At 73.2% G+C, this 21070-nt stretch carries 17 protein-coding genes; 13 read left to right on the forward strand and 4 right to left on the reverse strand.

Annotation, left to right across the window (positions count from 1 at the left end; genetic code table 11):
• From ACZ60B_RS28960 to ACZ60B_RS29000, 9 genes are all read left to right on the forward strand, one after another.
• Positions 1 to 594: IS630 family transposase (locus tag ACZ60B_RS28960; protein ID WP_469391980.1), on the forward strand; the 594-nt coding region annotated here is incomplete at its 5' end.
• A gap of 296 nt (positions 595 to 890) precedes the next feature.
• Positions 891 to 1511, forward strand: coding sequence for an RDD family protein (locus tag ACZ60B_RS28965; RefSeq protein ID WP_469391982.1), 621 nt, complete (start codon positions 891 to 893; stop codon positions 1509 to 1511).
• A 400-nt stretch (positions 1512 to 1911) separates the two neighbouring features.
• The gene (locus tag ACZ60B_RS28970; RefSeq protein WP_469391985.1) at positions 1912 to 3438 is read left to right on the forward strand and encodes a leucyl aminopeptidase; all 1527 of its coding nucleotides are present in this window, start codon (positions 1912 to 1914) and stop codon (positions 3436 to 3438) included.
• 350 nt (positions 3439 to 3788) lie between these two features.
• Positions 3789 to 5177, forward strand: coding sequence for a dihydrolipoyl dehydrogenase (lpdA, locus tag ACZ60B_RS28975; protein WP_469391987.1), 1389 nt, complete (start codon positions 3789 to 3791; stop codon positions 5175 to 5177).
• 58 nt (positions 5178 to 5235) lie between these two features.
• Positions 5236 to 7023 carry a 2-oxoglutarate dehydrogenase, E2 component, dihydrolipoamide succinyltransferase gene (sucB, locus tag ACZ60B_RS28980; protein WP_469391989.1) on the forward strand — a complete coding sequence of 596 codons (1788 nt, stop codon included), beginning with the start codon at positions 5236 to 5238 and terminating at the stop codon, positions 7021 to 7023.
• Between the two features lie 240 nt (positions 7024 to 7263).
• The gene (locus ACZ60B_RS28985) at positions 7264 to 7887 is read left to right on the forward strand and encodes a GntR family transcriptional regulator (RefSeq protein WP_392617076.1); all 624 of its coding nucleotides are present in this window, start codon (positions 7264 to 7266) and stop codon (positions 7885 to 7887) included.
• A 302-nt stretch (positions 7888 to 8189) separates the two neighbouring features.
• On the forward strand, positions 8190 to 10895 hold the full coding sequence (gene aceE, locus ACZ60B_RS28990; protein ID WP_469391992.1) for a pyruvate dehydrogenase (acetyl-transferring), homodimeric type: 2706 nt from the start codon (positions 8190 to 8192) through the stop codon (positions 10893 to 10895).
• A 107-nt stretch (positions 10896 to 11002) separates the two neighbouring features.
• A complete protein-coding gene (locus ACZ60B_RS28995) occupies positions 11003 to 12079 on the forward strand; it encodes a helix-turn-helix transcriptional regulator (RefSeq protein WP_469391994.1) in 1077 nt (358 codons plus the stop codon).
• Positions 12080 to 12135: 56 nt separating this feature from the next.
• The gene (locus tag ACZ60B_RS29000; protein WP_469392117.1) at positions 12136 to 12654 is read left to right on the forward strand and encodes a DUF4240 domain-containing protein; all 519 of its coding nucleotides are present in this window, start codon (positions 12136 to 12138) and stop codon (positions 12652 to 12654) included.
• Positions 12655 to 12680: 26 nt separating this feature from the next.
• On the opposite strand, the gene ACZ60B_RS29005 is transcribed toward ACZ60B_RS29000, so the two are convergent.
• Positions 12681 to 12926, reverse strand: a complete 246-nt coding sequence (locus tag ACZ60B_RS29005; RefSeq protein WP_469391996.1) for a hypothetical protein — start codon at positions 12924 to 12926, stop codon at positions 12681 to 12683.
• A gap of 50 nt (positions 12927 to 12976) precedes the next feature.
• A complete protein-coding gene (locus ACZ60B_RS29010) occupies positions 12977 to 13789 on the reverse strand; it encodes a peptidoglycan recognition protein family protein (protein ID WP_469391999.1) in 813 nt (270 codons plus the stop codon).
• Between the two features lie 265 nt (positions 13790 to 14054).
• On the opposite strand from ACZ60B_RS29010, the gene ACZ60B_RS29015 reads away from it, so the two are divergent.
• On the forward strand, positions 14055 to 15239 hold the full coding sequence (locus tag ACZ60B_RS29015) for a MarP family serine protease (protein WP_469392001.1): 1185 nt from the start codon (positions 14055 to 14057) through the stop codon (positions 15237 to 15239).
• Positions 15240 to 15305: 66 nt separating this feature from the next.
• Here the strand turns inward: ACZ60B_RS29015 and ACZ60B_RS29020 are convergent, their stop codons facing one another.
• Positions 15306 to 15815, reverse strand: a complete 510-nt coding sequence (locus ACZ60B_RS29020; protein ID WP_469392003.1) for a GNAT family N-acetyltransferase — start codon at positions 15813 to 15815, stop codon at positions 15306 to 15308.
• 119 nt (positions 15816 to 15934) lie between these two features.
• On the opposite strand from ACZ60B_RS29020, the gene ACZ60B_RS29025 reads away from it, so the two are divergent.
• Complete coding sequence (locus ACZ60B_RS29025) at positions 15935 to 16828, forward strand: TIGR01777 family oxidoreductase (RefSeq protein ID WP_469392006.1); 894 nt, start codon at positions 15935 to 15937, stop codon at positions 16826 to 16828.
• Positions 16829 to 16989: 161 nt separating this feature from the next.
• Complete coding sequence (locus tag ACZ60B_RS29030; RefSeq protein ID WP_469392008.1) at positions 16990 to 18390, forward strand: NAD(P)/FAD-dependent oxidoreductase; 1401 nt, start codon at positions 16990 to 16992, stop codon at positions 18388 to 18390.
• 90 nt (positions 18391 to 18480) lie between these two features.
• Here the strand turns inward: ACZ60B_RS29030 and ACZ60B_RS29035 are convergent, their stop codons facing one another.
• Positions 18481 to 20007: a regulator gene (locus ACZ60B_RS29035; protein ID WP_469392010.1), complete on the reverse strand. Its 1527-nt coding sequence runs from the start codon at positions 20005 to 20007 to the stop codon at positions 18481 to 18483.
• A 243-nt stretch (positions 20008 to 20250) separates the two neighbouring features.
• Between ACZ60B_RS29035 and lipB the strand changes: the two genes are divergently transcribed.
• Positions 20251 to 21048, forward strand: a complete 798-nt coding sequence (gene lipB, locus ACZ60B_RS29040; RefSeq protein WP_384733488.1) for a lipoyl(octanoyl) transferase LipB — start codon at positions 20251 to 20253, stop codon at positions 21046 to 21048.
• Positions 21049 to 21070: the final 22 nt, after the last annotated feature.

Here is a 21070-nt window from a genome sequence, read left to right on the forward strand (position 1 = left end):
CTGGACCCGCCCGAGCGGGCCCTGGTGTTCTGCGTCGACGAGAAGTCGCAGATCCAGGCACTGGACCGGTCCCAGCCCGTGCTGCCGATGATGCCCGGGGTTCCCGAGCGGGCGACCCACGACTACGTCCGTGCCGGCACCACCACGCTGTTCGCCGCGCTCGAGGTCGCCACCGGCAAAGTGATCGGCTCCCTGCACCGCAGACATCGGGCGGAGGAGTTCAAGAAGTTCCTGATCAAGCTCGACAAAGAGGTGCCTGCCGGTCTGGATATCCACCTGATCTGCGACAACTACGCCACCCACAAGACCCCTGCGATCAAGAAGTGGCTGCTGGCCCACCCCCGGTTCCATCTGCACTTCACGCCGACCGGCTCGTCCTGGCTGAACCTCGTCGAGCGCTGGTTCGCCGAACTGACCAACAAGCAGATAAGGCGAGGCGTCCACAGGTCCGTCCAGGCCCTGGAGAAGGACATCCGCAACTGGATCGCCGCCTGGAACACCGACCCCAAGCCCTACGTCTGGACGAAGACTGCGGACGAGATCCTCGAACGCCTCGCCTCATATCTGAACAGAATTCCCGACTCGGAACACTAGGGCGTGTTTCGAAAGTGGCGTCGTCCGCCCGAAGGGCGGGCCCGGCGGCGTCTGGTGCGTGCGATCGCAAGACGGAGGATCACCCCGATACTGGACGTATCGGAGTGATCCCGACAACGCGGCTGGGGGTGCCCCCTCTGGGGGAGTGCGTGCCAGACGCCGCCGGGCAGACGGGACTTTCGAAACACGCCCTGGTTCGCCGTCGGCCGGCGCTCGCCCCTCGAACGGAGCGCGGCCTGCGACGTACTAGTCTGTTGCGCCTCACACGGACGGATGATCACGATCGGGGGACGTTCGTGCCGAAACTGCGCCGCGCCATGGCCTGGTTCATCGATTTCGCGCTGGTGCTCGCGGGGGCGTCGGCGCTCGCGGTGCTCACCTTCCACCGGATCTCCGGGCTCGTCACCGACGTGCCCGAACTCGCCACCCGCGGCGGCCTCGACCTGCTGGCCTCGCGCGGCGACGTCGTCGGCGCCGGGGAGCACTTCGGGCTGTCCCTGTGGAACAAGGCGGTGCGGTACGTCGAGGAGGCCTTCGGCGTGCTGGTCGTCGCCACCTTCCTCTACCAGTGGGCCTGTCTCGCCCTGGCCGGACGCACCCTCGGCAAGGGCCTGCTCGGCCTGAAGGTCGACCGCACCGCCCCGCGCCGGGCCGCGCTGCGGGCCGCGGTGACCACCGCCGCGGACGTCGCGGTGTACGCCGTCGCCTGCGTGCTGCTCGTCGAGGGCCGCTTCCTGCTGTCGCTGACGATGTGGGCGGTGGCGGTCGCCGTCTTCTTCCTCAACGCCCTGCCGGTCCTGCTGCCCGGCCGCCGCTCCCTCGCCGACCGGGTGGCCGGCACGGCGGTGACCGGGTTCGGGCTCGGCCGCGGCCGAGCCGCGTCCACGCCCGCTCCCGAGGCGGCACCGGCTTCGTAGCGAACTCCGCCGGGCCGTACGGGAGTCGGCGCGACGGCGGCTCGCGGGCCGCGCCCCGGAAGGCGCCACGGACCGGGCCCCGACGGCGACGCCTGCGGCGGCCCGCCCGTGGCGCGGTCCGGGCGGCGCGAGGCCGTTCGCGACCCGCCGGGTGTGGCCCGGGGCGGGGAGTGCGAGGATCGGGAAGTGACGACGACGCCACCGACGGGTGAACGCCCGCAGGAATGAGCGAAAGCCCTTACGCGCGTAGGCTCCTCCCAGACGTCCGCACCGGTCCGCCGCACCGGTGAGGGCCCTGGTGGAGACCGCTCCCGCCGGCCCGCCAGGTCGGCACACGGGCCAGGTCGACCCACACAGTTCGGCCACAGACACTCCTCACCGGAAGCGAGATTCCACCACCGTGACTGCTCTCACTCTCAGCACCGCCGCGGCGCCCGGTCTCCGGGCCGACGCCATCGTGATCGGTGTCGCCAAGGGCTCGAAGGGTCCGGTCGTCGCACCGGGCGCCGAGGCCGTGGACCAGGCTTACGACGGCAGGCTCGCCGGCGTCCTCGAGACCCTCGGCGCCTCCGGTGCCGAGGGCGAGGTGACGAAGCTGCCCGCACCGACGGGCTTCAAGGCCCCCCTCGTGGTGGCGGTCGGCCTGGGCGCGCAGCCCGAGAAGGACGCCGCCTACGACGCCGAGGCGCTGCGCAGGGCCGCCGGCGTGGCCGCCCGCACCCTCACCGGGGTCAAGAAGGCCGCCTTCGCGCTGCCCCTCACCGACGCCGCCGCCCTGGGCGCGATCGCCGAGGGCGTGCTGCTCGGCGCGTACGCCTTCACCGCCTACAAGGAGAACGGCAAGGACGCCAAGGCCCGGGCCGGCAAGGCCCCGCTGGCCGAGGCCGCGCTGCTCGGCGGCAGGTCCCGCGACAAGGAGCACAAGGCCGCCGTCGAGCGCGCCACGGCCGTCACCGAGGAGCTCAACCGCGCCCGCGACCTGATCAACATGCCGCCGAACGACCTGGACCCGGCGGCCTTCGCCGCCATCGCCCAGGCCGCGGCCAAGGAGCACGGCCTCAAGGTGCAGGTGCTCGACGAGAAGGCCCTGGAGAAGGGCGGCTACGGCGGCATCTTCGGCGTCGGCAGGGGCTCCGCCTCCGGCCCGCGCCTGGTCAAGCTCTCGTACACCTCCTCGAAGGCGGACAAGCACCTCGCCTTCGTCGGCAAGGGCATCACCTACGACTCGGGCGGCATCTCGCTGAAGCCCGCCGGTCACAACGAGACGATGAAGTGCGACATGAGCGGTGCCGCCGCCGTGTTCGCCGCGGTCGTCGCGGCCGCCCGCCTGGGCCTGGAGGTCAACGTCACCGGCTGGCTGGCGCTGGCCGAGAACATGCCGTCGGGTTCCGCCACCCGTCCGGGTGACGTGCTGCGCATGTACAGCGGCAAGACCGTCGAGGTCCTCAACACCGACGCCGAGGGCCGCCTGGTCCTCGCCGACGCGCTGTGGGCGGCCTCCCAGGAGAAGCCCGACGCCGTCGTGGACGTGGCGACCCTGACCGGCGCGATGGTGCTGGCGCTGGGCAGCCGCACCTTCGGCATCATGGCGAACGACGACTCCTTCCGCAGCGCGCTGCACGAGGCCGCCGAGGAGGTCGGCGAGCCGGCCTGGCCGATGCCGCTGCCGGAGCACCTGCGCAAGGGCATGGACTCCCCCACCGCCGACATCGCCAACATGGGCGAGCGGATGGGCGGCGGCCTGGTCGCCGGCCTCTTCCTGCGCGAGTTCGTCGGCGAGGGCATCACCTGGGCGCACCTCGACATCGCGGGACCGGCCTTCAACGAGGGCGGGCCCTTCGGTTACACGCCCAAGGGCGGTACCGGCAGCGCGGTGCGCACCCTGGTGCGTCTCGCCGAGCTCACGGCGGCCGGCGACCTCGGCTGAGGACCGCGGCCCGCTCCGGCAGGGGGACTGTGCGTCTGATCACTCGGCCCGCCCCGCCCACCTCCGGGTACGGCGGTGCGGACCGGGTGCGGCCGGCCGCGGACCCGCGGCCCAGCCGCTGATCGGCGCGGTCCCCCGGCCGTTCGGGGGAGCGCTCCCCCGGTCGCCACGACCGGACGTGGGACGCCTCACACTCAGGCCCCGCGTCTCGTCCACCCTCGACAAGTGCGAAGATGGGGCTCGGCAGGACAGGGCCCCCACCGAAGGGCCGAACGCAAAAGAGCGGCCGGACACCAGCCGCCGACCGGTCACTGGAGACCGGCGTGGCGCACATGCATGGAGGACGTGACGTGGCGAACGACGCCAGCACCGTTTTCGACCTAGTGATCCTCGGCGGTGGCAGCGGTGGTTACGCCGCGGCCCTGCGCGGGGCGCAGCTGGGTCTGGACGTCGCCCTGATCGAGAAGGACAAGGTCGGCGGTACCTGCCTGCACCGGGGTTGCATCCCCACCAAGGCCCTGCTGCACGCGGGCGAGATCGCCGACCAGGCCCGCGAGAGCGCGCAGTTCGGCGTCAAGGCCACCTTCGAGGGCATCGACGTACCGGCCGTCCACAAGTACAAGGACGGGGTCATCTCGGGCCTGTACAAGGGCCTCCAGGGTCTCATCGCGTCCCGCAAGGTGACGTACATCGAGGGCGAGGGCCGGCTGTCCTCCCCCACCTCCGTCGACGTGAACGGCCAGCGCGTCCAGGGCCGCCACGTCCTGCTGGCGACCGGCTCCGTGCCGAAGTCGCTGCCGGGCCTGGAGATCGACGGCAACCGCATCATCTCCTCGGACCACGCCCTCGTCCTGGACCGCGTGCCGCAGTCCGCGATCATCCTGGGCGGCGGCGTCATCGGCGTCGAGTTCGCCTCGGCGTGGAAGTCCTTCGGTGCCGACGTGACCGTCATCGAGGGCCTCAAGCACCTCGTCCCGGTCGAGGACGAGAACTCCTCCAAGCTTCTTGAGCGCGCGTTCCGCAAGCGCGGCATCAAGTTCAACCTGGGCACCTTCTTCTCCAAGGCCGAGTACACCCAGAACGGCGTCAAGGTCACCCTCGCGGACGGCAAGGAGTTCGAGGCCGAGGTCCTCCTCGTCGCCGTCGGCCGCGGCCCGGTCTCGGCCGGCCTCGGCTACGAGGAGCAGGGCGTCGCGATGGACCGCGGCTACGTCCTGGTCGACGAGTACATGCGTACGAACGTTCCCACCGTCTCCGCCGTCGGCGACCTGGTCCCGACGCTCCAGCTCGCGCACGTCGGCTTCGCCGAGGGCATGCTGGTCGCCGAGCGCCTGGCCGGCCAGAAGGTCGTCCCGATCGACTACGACGGTGTCCCCCGGGTGACCTACTGCCACCCCGAGGTCGCCTCCGTGGGCATCACCGAGGCCAAGGCCAAGGAGATCTACGGCGCGGACAAGGTCGTCGCGCTCAAGTACAGCCTGGCCGGCAACGGCAAGAGCAAGATCCTGAACACCTCCGGCGAGATCAAGCTCGTCCAGGTGAAGGACGGCGCCGTGGTCGGCGTCCACATGGTCGGCGACCGGATGGGCGAGCAGGTCGGCGAGGCCCAGCTGATCTACAACTGGGAGGCGCTGCCCGCCGAGGTGGCCCAGCTCATCCACGCCCACCCGACGCAGAACGAGGCGCTCGGCGAGGCCCACCTGGCGCTGGCCGGCAAGCCCCTGCACGCGCACGACTGACCCTCGGTCGAAGACGCCACACACAGACTTCCGCAATTCGTTAGGAGCAACCGAAACCATGGCGGTTTCCGTAACCCTTCCGGCGCTCGGCGAGAGCGTCACCGAGGGCACCGTCACCCGCTGGCTGAAGGCCGAGGGTGAGCGCGTCGAGGTCGACGAGCCGTTGCTCGAGGTCTCGACCGACAAGGTCGACACCGAGATCCCCTCCCCCGTCTCCGGTGTGCTGTCCTCCATCAAGGTCGCCGAGGACGAGACCGTCGAGGTCGGCGCCGAGCTCGCCGTCATCGACGACGGCACGGGCTCGCCCGCCGCCGCCCCCGCTCCGGCCGCCGAGCCGGCTGCGGCTCCGGCCGCCGCCCCGGCCCCCGTGGCCGAGGCCCCCGCCCCGGCCGCCGCCCCCGCCCCCGCTGCGGCGCCGGCCGCCGCCCCGGCCGCCGGCGCCTCGGGCACGGACGTGGTCCTGCCCGCGCTCGGCGAGTCCGTCACCGAGGGCACCGTCACCCGCTGGCTGAAGGAGGTCGGCGAGGAGGTCTCGGAGGACGAGCCCCTGCTCGAGGTCTCCACGGACAAGGTCGACACCGAGATCCCGGCGCCCGTCTCCGGCGTGCTGCTGGAGATCGTGGTCGGCGAGGACGAGACCGCCGAGGTCGGCGCCAAGCTCGCCGTCATCGGAGCGGCTGGCGCCACCCCGGCCGTGGCTGAGGTTCCGGCCCCCGCGGCTCCGGCCCCCGCCGCCCCGGCGCCCGCCGCCGCTCCGGCCCCCGCCGCCCCGGTGGCTCCGGCCGCTCCGGCCCCCGCGCCCGCCCCGGTCGCCGCCCCTGCTCCGGTCGCGGCTCCGGCCCCGGTCGCCGCTCCGGCCCCCGCGCCGGTCGCCCCCGCGCCGGTCGCCCCGGCCCCGGCCGCCACCGCCGGTGACGACGGCGCCTACGTGACCCCGCTGGTGCGCAAGCTCGCCGCCGAGAACGGTGTCGAACTGTCCGCCGTCAAGGGCACCGGCGTCGGCGGCCGTATCCGCAAGCAGGACGTCCTCGCCGCCGCCGAGGCCGCGAAGGCCGCCGCCGCTGCCCCGGCTCCGGCCGCCGCCGCCCCGGCCGCCCGCAAGACCCCGGCGCTGGAGGTCTCCCCGCTGCGCGGCCAGACCGTCAAGATGCCTCGCATCCGCAAGGTCATCGGCGACAACATGGTCAAGGCCCTGCACGAGCAGGCCCAGCTGTCCTCGGTCGTCGAGGTCGACATCACCCGTCTGATGAAGCTGCGCGCGCAGGCGAAGGACTCCTTCGTGGCCCGCGAGGGCGTCAAGCTCTCCCCGATGCCGTTCTTCGTGAAGGCGGCGGCCCAGGCGCTGAAGGCCCACCCGGTCATCAACGCCCGGATCAACGAGGCCGAGGGCACGATCACCTACTTCGACTCCGAGAACATCGGTATCGCGGTGGACTCGGAGAAGGGCCTGATGACCCCGGTCATCAAGGGTGCGGGCGACCTGAACATCGCCGGCATCGCCAAGGCCACCGCCGACCTGGCGGGCAAGGTCCGCGCCAACAAGATCACCCCGGACGAGCTGTCCGGCGCGACCTTCACCATCTCCAACACCGGCTCGCGCGGCGCGCTGTTCGACACGATCATCGTGCCGCCGAACCAGGTCGCGATCCTGGGCATCGGTGCCACGGTCAAGCGCCCGGCCGTCATCGAGACGGAGGAGGGCACGGTCATCGGCGTCCGCGACATGACGTACCTGACCCTGTCCTACGACCACCGCCTGGTGGACGGTGCCGACGCCGCGCGTTACCTGACCGCGGTCAAGGCGATCCTGGAGGCCGGCGAGTTCGAGATCGAGCTCGGCCTGTAGTCCTTGCGGGAGGCTTGGAGGAGCAGTCCTCGCACGGCGCTCCCACGGTGCCCCCGGCCGGAACCTCCGGCCGGGGGCACCGGCGTATGTCCGGCGGGTCAACGGCCGTGGACAGCGTGTAAGCCTCGTCTCACCTGCGCGAAAGCGCCCCGATGCGCCCCTGCGGGACGTGTCCGCGGCCTTATTGTCTAATGGTCAAACGCCCCCGGGGGCCTGTGGGTCCCTCCCTAAGGAGCTCTCATGACCGCGCCCGTCGTCCACTCGCTGCGCGAACAGATCCGCGAGCACATCGTGGAGGGGATCGTCAGCGGGCGCTGGCAGCCGGGCGAGCGGATCGTGGAGCGGCGGATCGCGACCGAGCTGGAGGTCAGCCAGACGCCGGTGCGCGAGGCGCTGCGCGAACTGGAGTCGCTGCGGCTGATCGAGTCGGCGCCCAACAAGGGCGTACGGGTGCGCAACCTGACCGCGGCCGATCTGGAGGAGAGCTATCCCGTTCGGGCCGGTCTGGAGGCCATCGCGGCGGAGCTGGCGGCGGACCGGCTGGCGGCGGACTGCTCGGCCCTGGAGCCGCATGTCGCCGCGCTGTACGAGGCCGACCGCAAGGCGGACGGCACGGCCCAGGTGCGGCACACCGTGGGCTTCCACCGGGAGCTGGTGCGGGCGGCCGGCAACTCGGTGCTGCTGCACACCTGGGAGGGGCTCGGCATCGAGGTGTTCACGGCGCTGTCGATCCGCTGGCTGGGGACGGTGCAGCAGTCGTACGCCGAGGAGCACGAGGAGCTGGTGCAGGCGTTCCTGCGCCGCGACCCGCGTATCGCGGAGCTCGTGAAGGCCCACGTCCTGGGCTGCGCTCCGCGCCCCTGACACCCCCCTGACACGCCCCTGACACGACCGGGCGCAGCCGAGCACAGCCGCGCTCACCTGCGGGAATCCGAGCGGAATCAGCGAAAAAAGTCGGCACCGCGTGCCTGCCCGAAGGGCACGCGGTGCCGACTTTCTCGTCATCAAGAGATTTTGCCCTCGACTCTTTGATCGATCATCGATCAGGGGGTTAGAGTCACCGACGGGCTTCCACCAGAAAGCCCATGCCCTGTCCTGCCAAAGACCAAGGGCAACCCCCCGAAAGACCTCACAGGGAACCCCCTTCGACTGAGGAAGGCGGCGTAATGACCGACCCCAACGCCATCCAGCCGAGCGCGCTCGACCAGCTCCCGGACCGTGACCCGGAGGAGACCGCCGAGTGGCAGGCCTCGCTGGACGCGGTCGCCGAGGCGGCCGGGCCGCACCGTGCGGCATACCTGATGCGCCGCACGCTGGAGCGTGCCGAGGGCAACGGCATCGCGCTGCCCAAGCTCCTGGAGACGGACTACGTCAACACCATCCCGACCGCCGCCGAGCCGACCGTGCCCGGTGACCCGGAGATGGAAGCCCGCATCACCGCGTGGAACCGCTGGAACGCGGCCGCCATGGTGACCCGCGGCGCGAAGCACGGCGTCGGCGGCCACATCGCCACCTTCGCCTCCGCGGCCTGGCTGTACGAGACCGGCTTCAACCACTTCTTCCGGGGCAAGGAGGCCGACGGCTCGGGCGACCAGCTCTACATCCAGGGCCACGCCTCCCCCGGCATCTACGCCCGCGCCTTCCTCGACGGCCGGCTGAACGAGCACCACCTCGACAACTTCCGCCAGGAGGCGGCCGGCAACGGCCTGCCCTCCTACCCGCACCCGCGGCGGCTGCCCTGGCTGTGGGAGTTCCCGACGGTCTCCATGGGCCTCGGCCCGCTGTCGGCGATCTACCAGGCCCGCTTCAACCGCTACCTGACGGCGCGCGGTATCAAGGACGTCTCCGACTCCCACGTCTGGGCGTTCCTCGGCGACGGCGAGATGGACGAGCCCGAGTCGACGGCGGCTCTCGCGCTCGCCTCCCGCGAGGGTCTGGACAACCTGACCTTCGTCATCAACTGCAACCTCCAGCGCCTCGACGGCCCGGTCCGCGCGAACTTCAAGATCGTGCAGGAGCTGGAGGCCCAGTTCCGCGGCGCGGGCTGGAACGTCGTCAAGTCGCTCTGGGGCACCGCCTGGGACGAGCTGTTCCAGCTGGACACCACCGGCGCGCTCGTACGCCGACTGCGCGAGGTACCCGACGCCCAGGTGCAGACGTACCAGACGCGCGGCGCCGCCTACATCCGCGAGGACTTCTTCGGCAAGGACCCGGCGCTCGTCGAGATGGCGAAGCTGCTGAGCGACGACAAGATCCTCGACTGCTTCCACCTCTCCCGCGGCGGCCACGAGTCCCGCAAGGTCTACGCGGCCTACCGGGCGGCGCTGGAGTTCAAGGGCGCGCCGACCGTCATCCTGGCGCAGACCGTCAAGGGCCACACCCTGGGCGAGGGCTTCGCGTCGAAGAACGCCAACCACCAGATGAAGAAGCTGACGGTGGACGAGTTCAAGACGATGCGCGACCTGCTCGAACTCCCCATCCCGGACAGCAAGTTCGCCGACGGCGTGGTCCCCTACGGCCACCCGGGCGCGGACGCCCCCGAGGTGCGCTACCTCCAGGAGCGCCGCGCGGCGCTCGGCGGACCCGCCCCGGCCCGCCGCACGCACGCGCTCGCCCCGCTGCCGGCCCCCGCCGAGAAGGCGTTCGCCTCCTTCGACAAGGGCTCCGGCTCCCAGAACGTCGCCACCACCATGGCCTTCGTCCGCCTGATCAAGGACCTGGTCCGCGACAAGGAGACGGGCAGGCGCTGGGTGCCGATCGTCCCCGACGAGGCGCGCACCTTCGGTATGGAGTCGCTCTTCCCGTCGCTGGGCATCTACTCGCCCAAGGGCCAGACGTACGAGCCGGTCGACCGCGACCAGCTGATGTACTACAAGGAGGCCAAGAACGGCCAGATCCTCAACGAGGGGATCACCGAGGCCGGTTCGATGGCCGACTTCATCGCCGCGTCCACCGCGTACGCCACGCACGGCGAAGCGATGATCCCGTTCTACATCTTCTACTCGATGTTCGGCTGGCAGCGCACCGCCGACCAGATGTGGCAGCTCGCCGACCAGCTCGGCCGCGGCTTCCTGGTCGGCGCCACGGCCGGTCGCACCACGCTGACCGGTGAGGGCCTCCAGCACGCGGACGGCCACTCCCCCGTCATCGCCGCGACCAACCCGGCGGCCCTGACGTACGACCCGGCCTTCGCCTACGAGGTCGCGACGATCGTCAAGGACGGTCTGCGCCGCATGTACGGCGAGGCCGCCCCGGGCGAGGACCCGAACGTCTTCTACTACCTCACCGTCTACAACGAGCCGATGCCGCAGCCGGCCAAGCCGTCCGGCCTCGGCATCGACGAGGGCATCGTCAAGGGCCTGTACCGCTTCAACACGGCGGAGTCGGCGGGTCTGAACGTGGCCGGGGCCAACCCCCCGCGCGTCCAGCTGCTGGGCTCCGGCACGGCCATCCACTGGACCCTCCAGGCGCAGCGGATGCTCGCCGAGGAGTGGGGCGTGGCCGCGGACGTCTGGTCCGCCACGTCCTGGACCGAGCTGCGCCGCGACGCGCTGGAGGCCGACGCGGCCCTGCTGCGCGGCGAGGAGCGCGTCCCGTACGTCCGTCAGGCGCTGCACGGCGCCGAGGGCCCGGTGCTCGCGGTCTCCGACTACATGCGCCAGGTCCCCGACCAGATCGCGCAGTGGGTCGAGCAGGACTGGTCGTCGCTGGGCGCCGACGGCTTCGGCCTGTCGGACACCCGCGAGGCGGCCCGCCGCCACTTCGGCGTCGACGCCCAGTCGGTCGTCGTCGCGGCGCTGGCGCAGCTCGCCCGGCGCGGTGAGGTCAAGGCGACCGCGGTGAAGGAAGCACGGGACCGGTACGGCCTGTAACACTGGATCCGGTGGAGGGGCACGGCGACCGACCGCCGTGCCCCTCCACTGTCATGTGCCCCGGACGCGTCCCCCGCGCTGTCGGTGGGGCCCGGCATCATGACGGTATGCGCGCTGCCCGGCTGATCAAGATGGTCCTGCTGCTCCAGTCCCGGAGCTCCATGACCGCCGCCGAGCTGGCCGGGGAGCTGGAGGTCTCGGAGCGGACCGTCACCCGGGACGCGCAGGCCCTGTCCGAGGCGGGGGTCCCGGTGTACGCGGAGCGGGGGCGGGCCGGCGGGTACCGGCTGGTCGGCGGATACCGTACGCGGCTGACCGGGCTGGCCCGCGGCGAGGCCGAGGCGCTGTTCCTGAGCGGGGTGCCGGGGGCGCTGCGGGAGATGGGGCTGGAGGACGCGGCCTCGGCCGCCCGGCTGAAGGTGTCGGCGGCGCTGCTGCCCTCGCTGCGGGACGCCTCGCGTTCGGCGGCGCAGCGCTTCCACCTCGACGCCCCCAACTGGTTCGCCGAGCCCGCCACGCCCGGGCTGCTGCCCGCCGTGGCGGACGCCGTGTGGGACGACCGACGGATCACGGCCCGCTACCGGCGCACGGAGCGCGGTGGGCGGGCCGGGCCCGTGGCCGGACGGGAGCCCGCCCGGGACGCCGGGCGGGAGGTCGGGCGGAAGACCGAGAGGGAGACCGAGCAGGAGGTCGGGCAGGAGGTCGAGCGGGAGCTGGAGCCGTACGGGCTCGTGCTCAAGGCGGGCGTCTGGTACCTGTGCGCGCGGGTGGCGGACGGCGGCGCCCTGCGGGTCTACCGGATCGACCGGTTCACGGCGGTGGCCGCCCACGAGGAGCGCTTCACCCGCGACGAGGCGTTCGACCTGCCCGCCTTCTGGCAGGAGCGCGCCGAGCAGTTCGCGCGCTCCCTGCTGCGGGCCGAGGTCGTGGTGCGGCTGTCCGGCGAAGGCATACGCAGACTGCCGTACGCCGTCGATCCGCGCGCCGCCCGGCGGGCGCTGGCGGCCGCGGGCGCCCCGGACCGGGACGGCTGGGTGACGGCGACCCTGCCGGTGGAGTCCGAGGAGGTCGCCCACGGTCAGCTCACCGGGCTCGGGCCCGAGGTCGAGGTGCTGGCGCCCGCGGGGCTGCGGGAGCGGTTCGCGCGGGACGCGGCGCGGTTCGCCGGGCTGTACCGCTCATAACGATCCGCCGCACTCCACGTGCGTCGCCCTCCGCCAGGCACGATGCTGGACCCGTGATGGACGAGACGGAGTTCTGGGAACTCGTGGACACCGCCCGCGAGGCCGCCGACGGCGACCCCGAGGAGCAGGCCGACGTGCTGACGGACCGACTGCTGCGGCTGGACCCGGACTCGGTGCTCGACTTCGCACGTCACTTCGAGTCCCGCTACAACCGCGCCTACACCTGGGACCTGTGGGGGGCCGCCTGGGTGCTGCTCGACGGGGCCAGTGACGACGCGTTCGACTTCTTCCGGTGCTGGCTGATCGGCCAGGGCCGGGACGTCTTCGAGGGCGCGCTGCACGGCCCGGACTCGCTGGCCGACCTGCTGGGCGAGTTCGACGAGGAGATCGACGGCGACGGCGAGGAGCTCGGTTTCGCGGCCGACGAGGCCTACGAGCAGCTCACCGGCACCGTCGCCCCGGACCTGGGCATCCCGGCCCCGCCCGCGGAGCCCGAGGGCGCGCCGATCGACTTCGAGAGCGAGCAGGCCCTCGCGGAGCGCTACCCCAGACTGTGGGACCGCTTCCGGGGCTAGCCGCTCGTACCGACCTCGAGCGGTGTTCACACGGACGCGCGCCGGCGGCCCGGGTCCGAGGGGAGGTACGCCTGCGGCTGCTCGGCGTTCACCGCGTGGTGCAGCGGTGCCCTGTTGGCCTGGTCGAGGGCGGACGCGGTCACCGCGGCCGGTCCCAGGACGACGGTCGCGACCGCGCAGAGCACCGCCCACGGGCTGCGCGCGGCCCCCGGGCGGCCGGCGTCCCGCTCCGTGGTGTCCGTGCGGCGGTCGGTCGTACGCCTGCTGCTCATGAGTTCCCCGCCTCCGGTCGGCTGCTGTCGCCACCGACCGTAGGCCGCCGTCATCTGAGGACCCTGCGGCCCGTCTGTGGCGTCGCTGTGGGTGTCCTGCCCTGGAGCCGTGCCGCCGCCTGCCGGATGGCCGGCAGCTTGGCGATGAGGGCCGCGCCGGGGCAGCTGGTCATGAAGCCGTCCTGGTGCGCCGCCAGGGCGGGCAGCATGGCGGCCTGGCCGGCCGGGTACCGGCTGAGGTTGTTGCTGGACACGAGGCGCACCTTGATGCGCGGGTCGATGTCGGCCAGGCCCAGCTTCCAGGCGGCCAGCGCGGCGATCGAGTCGGTCATCGCCTTGGGCACGGCCACCCCGTCCGTGAAGGTGCCCAGCGCGGCGATGCCGGCGGTGCGGTGGTTGAAGCCCTGGGTGTGGGCGCCGGTGACGGCGCGGTCGACACCGCCCGCGCGGCCCTCGTAGATGGTGCCGCAGCGGTCGACGACGAAGTTGTAGCCGATGTCGTCCCAGTCGCGGGCGCCGGTCTGGCCCGAGTACAGGTAGCGGATGATGCGGGGCGCGTCGGCGCAGGCGTAGCCGTTGGGCGAGTCCGTGTGGTGGATGAAGACGGCGACGACCTTGTCGTCGTAGCGCGGCGGCGGCTGCGGGTGCGAGGCGGTGGCGTCCAGCCAGCCGGAGCGCGGCACGATGCGCGGTTTCGCCGCGGTGTGGACGGCGTGCGGGCTCTGGCTGAGGGCCGGGTGCTCGGGCCGGGCGGCGAGGGAGGCCGTCGCGGCGCCGTCGCCACCGCCCGCGTACAGCGCCAGCGCGACGAGGGCGGTGAACCCGGGCAGACAGGCCAGCAGCACCAGCACGGGGCTCGGCACCCGTGGGAAACGCCGTTCTCGTTTCCCACGCACTCTTCGAAAGCCGGGTCTGAAGACACACATGGTCCCACTGTCGGGGCGCACGACATCGTCCGCGATATGCGCTGTGCCACTCGGTGGAACCATCGTCCCGGTCCGTGGCGTTTCTGTGGGTACACGCGTACGCGGCGGCCTCCGCTCGGCCGGCCGCGCGCGGCTGATCACCGGGACCGTCCCGCGCGTACTAGGAGACGCCCCTTGAGGGGTCCGAGAGAAAGGCGGCTCCGTGGACCTGCTCGACTTGGTGCTGTTGCTGGTGATCCTGGCCTACGCCGGGTCCGGCTACCGGCGTGGGCTGGTGGCCGGCTGTGTGTCGCTCGCCGGGTTCGTGGGCGGCGCGGTGATCGGCGTGTGGATCCTGCCGTGGGTGATGCGCCTGGTGACGCCGGGGACGACGGCGGCGACGGTCACCGCGGTGCTGACGGTGCTGGTGCCCGCGGCGGTGGGGCACGAGCTGGCCGGGCGGCTGGCGCTGAAGCTGAGACGGGAGCTGGACCGGGGGCCGCTGCGGGTGCCGGACGGGATCGGCGGGGCCGCGGCGAACACGGTCGCCGTGCTGCTCGTGGCGTGGGTGGCCGCGAGCGTCCTGGGCGCGTCCTCGTCCCCGCTGGTGACGACGGCGATCCGTGACTCGGCGCTGCTCGGCGGGGTGCAGCGGGTGATGCCGGACACCACTCCGGCCTGGTTCTCGAACGCCACGTCGGCGCTGACCCAGGCGGGCTTCCCGCAGGTCTTCAACCCGTTCGAGAACGAGTCGACCGCGCAGGTGGCCGAGCCCTCCGGCGACAACGTCACCCCGCGCGCGACCCGCGCGGCCGAGCGGAGCACGGTGAAGATCGAGGGCTCCTCGGGCGACCAGGGCCGCGAGGGCAGCGGTTTCGTGTACGCGGCGGAGCATGTGATGACCAACGCGCACGTGGTGGCCGGCATCGACCGCCCGAGCGTGCGCGTCGGCGGCGTCGGGCAGTCGTACCGGGCCCGGGTGGTGCTGTTCGACCCGGACAAGGACGTGGCGGTGCTGTACGTGCCCGATCTGCGCGCCCCCGTGCTGCGCCTCGACGACGAGGCCGGGCGCGGCGAGGCGGCGGTGGTCGCGGGGTATCCGCAGGACGGCGACCTGAACCTCCAGGCGGCGACGGTCGCGAACCGGATGAAGGCGACCGGCCGGGACATCTACAACGACTCCGTCGTCACCCGGGAGATCTACTCGATCCGCTCGACCGTGCGGCCGGGCAACTCCGGCGGCCCGCTGCTGACCACCGACGGGCGGGTGTACGGCGTCGTCTTCGCGCGCTCCACCTCGGACCACGAGACCGGCTACGTGCTGACGGCGGCCGAGGTCTCCTCCGACGCGGAGCGCGCGGCGCGCTCGACGGCACCCGTGGACACCGGCGAGCTGATCACGTCCTGAGCGCCGCGGCGGGCCGCCGCTCCCGTCCTGGACGTCACGGCACGCCCGCCGATCACGTCCTGGGCGTCACAGCGGGCGGCCCATCAGTACGTCGTCGACGTACTCGCCGCCCAGGAAGAACTCCTCGGGCTGCACGCCCTCGACGACGAAGCCCTCGGAGGCGTACAGCGCACGGGCCGCCGTGTTGTGCCCGAGGACGCGCAGGCTGATCCGCCGGGCGCCCTGGCGGCGGGCCTCCACCACGGCGGCGCGCAGCAGCGCGCGTCCGACGCCCCGGCCGCGGGCCTCCTCGGCGACGGCGAGGCCGCGGATCTGGCGGACGTGCGCGTTCGAGGCGAGCGAGGTGGCCAGGCCCAGGCGGATGTAGCCGACGACCCGGCCGTCGAGTTCGGCGACCAGATGGTCCCGGGGCCCGGTGCGCTCGGTGAAGAACGGCTCGTACGGCTGCCGCGGCGGCGGGCCGACCGCGTGCAGGTACGACCAGACCGCGCGGTCGAGACGGCCGAGGGGCTCCTCGTCGTCGAACGTGGCCAGGCGTACGTCGAACAGGGCAGGGCGTATCTCGGGCACCGGCATGGGGGCAGCCTACGACGCGGGGCAGCGGAGCCCGCACGGCGTCCGGAACGGGCACCCCGGCCGGGAACGGCGGGTCGCGTCATGGGTTTTCGCCGGCCCGACCGGTGAGGATGGACGGTATGGAACGCAAGCGAATCGCGGTGGCGGGCGCCTCCGGTCTGATCGGCGGTGCTCTGGTGCGGTCCTTGACCGCGGACGGGCACGAGGTGGTGCGGCTGGTGCGCCGTGCGGCCCGGGGCGGGCACGAGGTCTGCTGGGACCCCGGAGGAAGGTACGTGGACACGGCCGGGCTCGACGGCTGCGACGCCGTGGTCAATCTGGCGGGCGCCGGGGTCGGCGACCGGCGCTGGACGGAGGCGCGCCGCAAGGAGATCCACGACAGCCGGGTGCTGGGTACGGCGGCGCTGGCGGAGGCGGTGGCCGCGCTGGACCGGCCGCCGCGGGTGTTCGTCAACGGCAGCGCGATCGGCTTCTACGGGGAGACCGGGGACCGGATCGTCGACGAGGACGCGCCGGCCGGGCGGGGCTTCCTGGCCGAGCTGTGCGTGGAGTGGGAGGCGGCCGCGGCGCCCGCGCGGGAGGCGGGCGTGCGGACGGTGTTCCCGCGGACCGGGCTGGTGGTGGCGCGCGGGGGCGGGGCCTGGCAGCGGATGTTCCCGCTGTTCGGGGCGGGGCTCGGGGGGCGGATGGGCGACGGGCGGCAGTACTGGTCGTACATCTCGCTGCACGACGAGGTGGCCGCGATCCGGCATCTCCTCGCGCGCGAGGACCTGTCGGGGCCGTTCAACCTGACGGCCCCGCAGCCGCTGACGAACCGTGAGATCACCGCGGCGATGGGGCGCGTACTGAACCGGCCGACCCTCTTCACGGTGCCGCAGGCGGTGCTGCGGGCGGCCCTCGGGGAGCTGGCCGGAGAGGTGCTGGGCAGCCAACGGGTGGTGCCCAAGCGGCTGCTGGAGTCGGGGTTCGCCTTTGCGTTTCCGGGGATCGAGGACACGATCCGGGCGGCCTGACTCCGGAGACGACCGTATGCGACCGCCGTGCGACCGTGCTCTGTCCATGCGCGACTGCCGCTGACCGATCACCGCCCTAACCTCGATCCGAACTCGGGCATCCCGGACGCCCGTTGGGGGCATGACGTCTCCACCGGCCGCGCAACCTCGAGGAGGGGCACGTGCTTGAGCCCGCGTACCAGGCAGACGTCGTCGTCGTGGGAGCCGGCATCGCCGGCCTCACGGCGGCACATCGGCTGACCAGCGCAGGAATCACGACCGCAGTCCTGGAGGCCGCCCCCTGCCCGGGCGGCCGCATGTCGACCGAGAAGGTCGACGGCTTCCGGCTGGACCGGATCGGACAGCTGCTGAACACGGCGTATCCCGAACTGCACCGCACCCCGGGGCTCGACGGGCTCGTGCTGCGCCCCTTCGCCCCGGGCGTCCTGCTGCACAGCGACGGCCGTCGGCGCCGGGCGGGCGCACCGGCGGGCGGAGGGAGCGCAAGGGGCGCACTCCATGCCGTGCGCGCCCTCGCAACCGCCCCCAGGCCGTCCACCACCCTGCCCAGGCCCCTGCCCCGGCCCCGCGGCGGCTCCCCTCGCGGCGCGTCCGTGCCCCGGGCCCGCGCGGGCGCCCCGCTGGGGACCGCCGTCGACCAGGCCCGGCTCGGCGCCGCCCTCACCCGGATCGCGCACACGCCCCTCGAACGGCTGCTGTCCCGCCCCGAGGCCCCGGCGGGCCTCGCCCTCGCCGCCCGCGGTGTGCCCGCGCGGACGGTCGACGGCTTCCTGCGCCCCCTGCTCGCCGCCCTGCTGTGCGACCCGGACCTGACGTCCTCCAGCAGGTGCGCGGACCTCGCGCTGCGCGCCTTCGCCTCGGGCCGGCTGTGCCTGCCCGAGGGCGGCGCCGAGGCACTGCCCGAACTGCTCGCCCGGGCCCTGCCGCCGGGCACCCTGCACACCGGGGTGCGGGTCACCTCGGTCGCCACCAACGCGGTGACCACCGCGGAGCACGGCGTGTTCCGCTGCCGCGCCGTCCTGGTGGCCACCGACGCGCGCAGCGCCGCCGAACTGCTGCCCGGTCTGCGCGTGCCGGAGTTCCACCCGGTGACGGTCGTCCACCACGCCACCGACGAGCCGCCTCGGACCGGCGCGTCCCTGCTGCTGGACGCCGACCGCGGCGGCCCCGTCGCGCACACCGCGGTGGTCAGCCAGGTCGACCCCAGCCGGGCTCCCGCGGGCCGGGCGCTGGTCTCGTCCACGGTGCTGGGCCCCCCGCCGGCCGACCTCGACACCGCCGTACGGATCCATCTGGCGCGGATGTACGGCACCTCCACCGCGCGCTGGGAGACCCTCGCCGTGCACCACGCCGCCGACGCGGTGCCCGCGATGCGCCCGCCGCACGACCTGCGCCGGGCGGTACGGCTGCTGGCGGGGCTGTACGTGTGCGGCGACCACCGCGACACCAGCACCGTGCAGGGCGCGCTGCACTCGGGCCGACGGGCCTCGGCGGCGATCCTGGCGGACCTGGGCGCGGCGGGGCCGATGCACACGGCGGAGCCGCTGCGCACGGCGGCCTGAACCGGCCCGCCGCCGCCCGCTCGTCCGGACCGGCCGCCACCCGCCCGCCCCGGGGCGGGCGGCGGCCGGCCCGTGCCGGTACGCGTCCGCTCACCCGAGGACGGCGGCCACCTTGTCGCGGTACCCGCGCACCGGCGCCGCGTCCTTGTACGGCTCCAGCCGCCGCTCGAAGTCCCGTACGTACTCCGTGGCCCGCACCGACCGCATCTCCGCCGCCTGTCCGGCGGCCTCGGCGCCGAGCTGGCAGGCCTGGTCGAGTTCGCCGAGGCCGAGCCGGGCGGTGGCGAGCACGATCCGGCAGAACACCCGGCTGCGGGCGAAGGAGGGGGCGCGCAGTTGCAGGGAGCGCTCGGCGTGCTGGGCCGCGGCCCGGAACTGCTGGAGGTCCCGGTGGCAGTGCCCGAACTCGTCGGCGAGCTGCGCCTCGTCGAAGAACCGCGCCCAGTACGGCACCTCGTCCCCGGGCCGGGCCGCCTCCAGGGCCCGCTCGGCCCGTACCAGGGAGGCGGTGCAGGCGCGCACCTCGCCCAGCACGCCGTGCGCGCGGGCCTCGACCGAGTGCAGCAGCGCCTGGAGGACCGGCGGGGCGCTGGTGCCCACGCCCTGCTGGGCGACCCGCGCGAGCTGCACCGCCTCGCGCCCGTGCGCCAGGTAGACGGCCTGCCGGCTCATGGTGACCAGGACGTACGAGCCGTACGCACGGTCCCCGGCCGCCTGGGCCAGCCGCAGCGCCTGCACGAAGTAGCGCTGGGCGAGTCCGTGCGCGGCGATGTCGTACGAGGTCCAGCCGGCCAGCCGGGTCAGGTCGGCGGCCGCGGCGAACAGCCGGCGGCCGGTCTGCTCGCCGTAGACGCCCCGCAGCATCGGTTCGCACTCGTGTTCCAGATAGCGCACCAGGGCCTGGCGGGCGTGGCCGCCGCCGTAGGCGTCGTCGAGGGTGCGGAACAGCTCGCCCACCGAGCGCAGCGCGGCGATGTCGCCGCCGCTGACGCGCTGGCCGGGACCGCGTTCGCTCTGGCCGCGCCGCCGGACGGGGGGTCCCTGCTGCTCGGGCGGGAGCGCCGGCCTCGGCACGGCGGCGCGGACCTGGGCCGGCACCTGCCCCGGCAGCAGGGCCGACACCTGGGCCACGGGCTGGGCCGGCACCCGGGCGGGCGGTTCGCCGCGGGCGACCCGTTCGTCGGCCCGGCCGATCAGCCAGTCCCGGCTGGGCACGACGAGCCCCGCCGGGGTGAACGCGATCTTGCGCAGCTCGGCGTGGCTGCCGGAGTCCTTGCGCCACAGGCCGCTGACGATGTCGACGGCCTCCTCGGGCGTGCCCGCGAACTCCAGGCCCGCGTACACCGGGGCGCAGGCGTCCAGGCCGAGTTCCTGGGCGGAGAGCCGGCGCCCCAGCCGGCGGGTGAACACCTCGGCGATCAGGGCGGGGGTGGTGCCCCGGGGCTGCTGTCCGCGCAGCCAGCGGGTCACGGAGGTCTTGTCGTATCTCAGGTCGAGCCCGTGCTCGAGACCGAGCTGGTCCACGCGACGGGCGAGACCTGCGTTGGAGAACCCCGCTTCTGCGATGAGCGCGGCGAGCTGGCGGTTGGGAGTGCGCTGCGCGGGTCGGTCCGTCATCTGCGGTGCGGTCTCCTGCCTTTCGGGCCTCGCTGGCCCCAGCGTTGCCCGGATTGCCTGTGAGCAGCCCAAATGGGCTCGTGAACGGCGCGAATGTAGCTGAGCGTAAGCAGTCGATCGCACATCTCGACGTTCATTCATCCGATCGTGTGAGGATTAACCGTGCGGCTGACGGGATTCGGTCGGACGTACAGTGGCGTAGGCATGTTTCGTGCCTTACGACCTTCTAGGGAGGCGCTTGCCGTGAGTGAGTTGCGGTTCGTCCGTATGGGGTTCGGCGCGGACGCCGTCGAGTACCAGGAGGCGTGGGACGAACAGCGCCGGGTGCACGCGGCCCGCTTCGCCGACGAGATCCCCGACACCGTGCTGCTCCTGGAGCACCCGCCCGTCTACACGGCCGGACGGCGCACGGCGGACAACGAGCGCCCCCTCGACGGCACCCCGGTGGTCGACGTGGACCGCGGCGGCAAGATCACCTGGCACGGTCCGGGCCAGCTCGTCGGCTACCCCATCCAGAAGCTGCCGCGCCCGGTCGACGTCGTCGCCCATCTGCGCCGCCTGGAGGACGCGATGATCCGCGTCTGCGCCGAGTTCGGCGTCGAGACCAGCCGGGTCGAGGGCCGGGCGGGCGTGTGGGTGCTGGGCGACCCGGTCGAGCAGCGGCCGTCGCTCGGCGGCCTCTCCCTGGACTTCGACCCGCGGCTGACCGACGAGGAGTTCGACCCCCGCCTCGACGGCCCGGAGTACGCGCCCTCGAACGCCGGCCAGCGCCGCGAGGACCGCAAGATCTGCGCCATGGGCATCCGGGTCGCCAAGGGCGTCACCATGCACGGCTTCGCCCTCAACGTGAATCCGGACACATCCAGCTTCGACAAGATCATCCCGTGCGGCATCCGCGACGCCGGTGTGACCTCCCTCGCCCACGAGCTGGGCCGCGCCCTCACCATCGAGGAGGTGCTGCCGGTGGCCGAACGGCACCTGGCCGACGTCCTGGGCAACGCGGACCTCAGGCCGCGCGAGATCGAGAAGGCGACCGCCTGACCGGGAATGCGACCGGAGGCCG

It is taken from the genome of Streptomyces sp. NPDC104096, assembly GCF_055584385.1.

What these genes read in the sequence shown, in the direction of transcription:
- sucB (WP_469391989.1), top strand. Translation starts at nt 5,236, where the DNA reads ATGGCGGTTTCCGTAACCCTTCCGGCGCTCGGCGAGAGCGTCACCGAG.
- ACZ60B_RS28985 (WP_392617076.1), top strand. Translation starts at nt 7,264, where the DNA reads ATGACCGCGCCCGTCGTCCACTCGCTGCGCGAACAGATCCGCGAGCAC.
- aceE (WP_469391992.1), top strand. Translation starts at nt 8,190, where the DNA reads ATGACCGACCCCAACGCCATCCAGCCGAGCGCGCTCGACCAGCTCCCG.
- ACZ60B_RS28995 (WP_469391994.1), top strand. Translation starts at nt 11,003, where the DNA reads ATGCGCGCTGCCCGGCTGATCAAGATGGTCCTGCTGCTCCAGTCCCGG.
- ACZ60B_RS29000 (WP_469392117.1), top strand. Translation starts at nt 12,136, where the DNA reads ATGGACGAGACGGAGTTCTGGGAACTCGTGGACACCGCCCGCGAGGCC.
- ACZ60B_RS29005 (WP_469391996.1), bottom strand. Translation starts at nt 12,926, where the DNA reads ATGAGCAGCAGGCGTACGACCGACCGCCGCACGGACACCACGGAGCGG.
- ACZ60B_RS29020 (WP_469392003.1), bottom strand. Translation starts at nt 15,815, where the DNA reads ATGCCGGTGCCCGAGATACGCCCTGCCCTGTTCGACGTACGCCTGGCC.
- ACZ60B_RS29025 (WP_469392006.1), top strand. Translation starts at nt 15,935, where the DNA reads ATGGAACGCAAGCGAATCGCGGTGGCGGGCGCCTCCGGTCTGATCGGC.
- ACZ60B_RS29035 (WP_469392010.1), bottom strand. Translation starts at nt 20,007, where the DNA reads ATGACGGACCGACCCGCGCAGCGCACTCCCAACCGCCAGCTCGCCGCG.